The sequence below is a fragment of the Micromonospora sp. NPDC049047 genome (assembly GCF_040649135.1).
In the GTDB taxonomy this organism is placed as follows: Bacteria; Actinomycetota; Actinomycetes; order Mycobacteriales; family Micromonosporaceae; genus Micromonospora.
On the sequence record NZ_JBEZEY010000050.1, the window covers coordinates 1 to 3,522 of the forward strand.

Consider the following 3,522-nt stretch of genomic DNA (forward strand, 5'->3'; position numbering starts at 1 on the left):
AGCGCGGGCGGCGGTCGCGGGAGTCGACCTCGACTGGAACGCGTTCTATGGTCCGGCCGCCGAGCACGTCGACCTGCCCACCTACGCGTTCCAGCGGGAAAGCTACTGGCTGCTGCCGACCGCCGCGGCCGGGGATGTGACCACCACCGCCGGACTCGCCGCTACCGGCCACCCGCTGCTCGGCGCGGTCATCGTGCTGCCCGACGCCACCGGTGCCGTCGCCACCGGCCGGATCTCCCTGGCCGCGCAGCCGTTCCTGGCCGACCACACCGTGCTGGATCAGGTCTTTCTGCCGGGCACGGCGCTGGTGGAGTTGGCGCTGCGTACGGGCGAGGAGGTGGGCTGCACCACGCTGCGCGAGCTGATGATGCGGGCACCGCTGCCGATCCCGACCGACACGGCGGTGCTGGTCCGCGTCGTCGTCGGCGAGACCGACGCCACCGACGCCCGGCCCGTCCGGGTCCACTCCCGTCTGGAGACCGAGGACGACGCATCCTGGCGCCTGCACGCCGAAGGCATGCTCAGCGCGGACGACATCACCGCGGCGACAGACCCCGGACCATGGCCGCCCGCCGGTGCCACACCGATCGAGACCGGGTACGCGCACCTGGCCGAGCGCGGCTACGGCTACGGCCCGGCCTTCCAGTGCGTACGCGCCGCCTGGCGTCACGGCGAGGCGGTGTACGCCGAGGTGACCCTGCCCGGCAGCGCCCCGGCCGACCGGTTCGCGATGCACCCCGCCCTGCTCGACGCGTGCATGCACGCGCTGCTCATGGCCGACCCGACGGGCGAGACGGTGCTGCCGTTCGCCTGGCAGAACGTCGCCGTGCACGCCACCGGCGCGACCGCGGTCCGGGTGCGGCTGACCCGCCCGGCGCCGAACACGCTGTCCATGGCGATCACCGACGCGGCCGGGCAGCCCGTGGCGACCGTCGGCTCGCTGACGGCCCGTCCGGCAGTGCTCGACGCGCCCGCCGACCCGTCCCGCTCGTTGTACGGCCTGGACTGGGTCCCGGTGCCCGTACCTGACGGCGCCGACCCGGTGACCGTCGTCGACGTGGCCGACCTCGCCGCCGGCGCGGCGGCCGGATCGGCCGACGCGGCCGCTGCCGTGCTCGCGTACGTCCAGGGTTTCCTCAATGGACCCGGCGCCGCGTCGACGCTGGTGCTGCGCACCTCGGGTGGCGTCGCGGCGATCGACGGCGACACCGTCGATCCGGTGACCGCCTCGGTGTGGGGCCTGGTGCGTTCGGTCCAGGGCGAGTTCCCCGGCCGGATCGTGCTCGCCGACGCGCCGGCCGATGTGCCCGTCCCTGCCGGTGACGAGCCGCAGCTCGCCTGGCGCGACAGCACCTGGCTGGCGCCGCGCGTGGTCCGGCTGCCAGCACCCGATCCGGCCCGGCTCGACCTCGCCGACGGCACCGTGCTGGTCACCGGCGGCACCGGCGGGCTCGGCGCGCTGGTGGCCCAGCACCTGGTCATCCGGCACGGCGTCCGGCACCTCACGTTGCTGTCGCGCCGCGGTCCCGACGCACCCGGCGCGGCCGACCTCGCCGACCGGCTGCGGACCTACGGCGCGGACAGCGTCGACATCGTCGCCGCCGACGTTGCCGACCGCCACGCGCTCGCCCGTATTCTTGGCGCGCTACCGCAGCCGCTCGTTGGCGTCGTGCACGCCGCTGGCATCGTCGACGACGGCGTCGTCGCGGCCCTCACCCCCGAACGCCTGCACCGGGTGTGGGCGCCGAAGGCAGCCGCCGCCTGGCACCTGCACGAGCTGACCGCAGGCATGGACCTGAGCCTGTTCGTGCTGTTCTCCTCGGCCGCGGGCGTCCTCGGCAACCCGGGCCAGGCAAACTACGCCGCCGCGAACACCTTCCTCGATGGGTTGGCAGCGCACCGGCATGCCGCCGGGCTGCCCGGCCTGTCCCTGGCCTGGGGCCTGTGGGACCGGACCAGCGACGTCACCGCCGCGCTGTCGGCCGCCGACCGGCAGCGGCTGGCGCGCACCGGTGTCGTGCCGCTCGGCGAGGCCGACGGCCTCGCCCTGCTGGACGCCTCGTTGGCCGGGGACCGGGCCCTGCTCGTCCCGATGGGCCTCAACCTACGGCAGCTCAACCCGGACGCTGTGCCGCCGATGTTGCGCGCCCTGGTGCGCCCGGCCCGGCGCCGGGCCGCCGCCGGTGCGGACGGGCTCGCGGCCCGGCTGCGCGCGCTGGCCCCCGCCGAGCGCATCGCGTTCGCGGCCCGGCTCGTCGCCGAGCAGGCCGCGGCCGCCCTGGGCTACGCCGGAGCCGACCAGGTCCGCACCGACCGCACCTTCGGCGAACTCGGCTTCGACTCGCTGACCGCGGTCGAGTTGCGCAACAGCGTCGCCGCCATCACCGGGCTGGCTCTGCCCGCCACCCTCGTATTCGACTACCCGCGCCCGGACACGCTGGCCGCGTACCTGGTCGGCGAGCTGGTCGGGGTGGCGGAGCAGCAGGCCGCCACCACCGTGATCGCCATCGACGAACCGATCGCCATCGTCGGAATGGCCTGCCGCTACCCGTCCGGCATCACCTCGCCCGAGGACCTGTGGCGGCTCGTCGCCGCCGGCGGGGACGCCATCAGCGAGTTCCCCAGCGAGCGCGGCTGGGACGTCGACCGCCTGTTCGACCCGGACCCCGACCACGTCGGCACGACGTACACGCGTCATGGCGGGTTCCTGCATGACGCGGGCTTGTTTGATGCGGAGTTCTTCGGGGTGGGGCCGCGGGAGGCGCTGGCGATGGATCCTCAGCAGCGGTTGTTGTTGGAGGTGTCGTGGGAGGCGCTGGAGCGGGCTGGGGTGGATCCGGTGTCGTTGCGGGGCAGTGCGACGGGTGTGTTCGCGGGGGTGATGTATCACGACTATGCGTCGCACGTGGGCACTGTGCCGCCGGAGCTGGAGGGGTATCTGGGTTCGGGCACGGCGGGTTCCGTCGCGTCGGGTCGGGTGTCGTACGTGTTCGGGTTGGAGGGTCCGGCGGTCACGGTTGATACGGCGTGTTCGTCGTCGTTGGTGGCGATGCATCTTGCGGGGCAGGCGTTGCGGCGGGGTGAGTGTTCGTTGGCGTTGGCTGGTGGTGTGACGGTGATGGCGACGCCGTTGACGTTTGTGGAGTTCAGCCGGCAGCGGGGCTTGTCGGCCGATGGTCGGTGTAAGGCGTTCGCGGCTGCTGCCGATGGGACGGGTTGGGGTGAGGGTGTCGGCATGCTGGTGTTGGAGCGTCTGTCGGATGCGCAGCGCCATGGTCGTCGGATCTTGGGTGTGATCCGGGGTAGTGCGGTGAATCACGATGGCGCGAGTAATGGTTTGACGGCGCCGAGCGGTCCTTCGCAGCAGCGGGTGATTCGGTCTGCGCTGGCCGGTGCCGGGCTCACCACCGGGGACATCGACCTCGTAGAGGCGCACGGCACTGGTACGCGGTTGGGTGATCCGATTGAGGCGCAGGCGTTGATTGCGACGTATGGGCAGGGGCGCCCGGCGGGCCGTCCGTT

At 73.2% G+C, this 3,522-nt stretch carries 1 protein-coding gene; it reads left to right on the forward strand.

Features of this window, described 5'->3' with window-relative positions; all coding sequences use genetic code 11:
• Nucleotides 1-3,522: type I polyketide synthase (locus tag AB0B86_RS33440; RefSeq protein WP_357420621.1), on the forward strand; the 3,522-nt coding region annotated here is incomplete at both ends.